General features: G+C 46.9%; 1 pseudogene. It reads right to left on the bottom strand.

Annotated features, from left to right (window positions below):
• Positions 1-614: pseudogene (gene ychF, locus R8N49_RS28495) on the bottom strand (redox-regulated ATPase YchF); the annotation flags it as partial.

The following is a 614-nucleotide window of genomic DNA, read 5'->3' as shown; positions in this document are numbered from 1 at the left end:
GTAACCATTGCGCATTACGCGGTTTAGACCGGGTTGTTCGATGCGTAGGTCCGCTAGAATGTCTTCGGGTTCGTCGTCTTCTAGTTCAGCCATTTCTGATTCGATCGCTGCACATACAGGAACAACCACGTTGTTTTCTCTTGCTGCGAACTCACGTACTGCGTCTAGGTACGGGTTGTCTTCAAAACCATCTTCATTTACGTTTGCAATGTACATGGTTGGTTTTAGCGTTAGGAAGTTTAGGTAACCTACTGCTGCTAGTTCTTCTTTAGAAAGTTCAACGGTACGCGCTGAACCACCTTCTGTTAGTACAGGAAGCAGCTTTTCTAGAACTGTCAGCTCGAACTTCGCGTCTTTGTCGCCGCCTTTTGCTTTCTTCGCGTTACGCTGAATCGCGCGCTCACAAGAATCAAGGTCAGCCATAGCTAGTTCAAGGTTGATTACTTCAATATCTTCGATTGGAGATACTTTACCTGCAACGTGAACGATATTTTCGTTTTCGAAACAGCGTACAACGTGACCGATAGCGTCTGTTTCACGGATGTTCGCTAGGAATTTGTTACCTAGGCCTTCACCACGAGATGCGCCCGCAACCAAACCAGCGATGTCTACGA

Source organism: Vibrio sp. 1978 (assembly GCF_033344345.1).
Note: the sequence above shows the minus strand (reverse complement) of the source record. Positions and strands in the feature narration are given on the sequence as shown.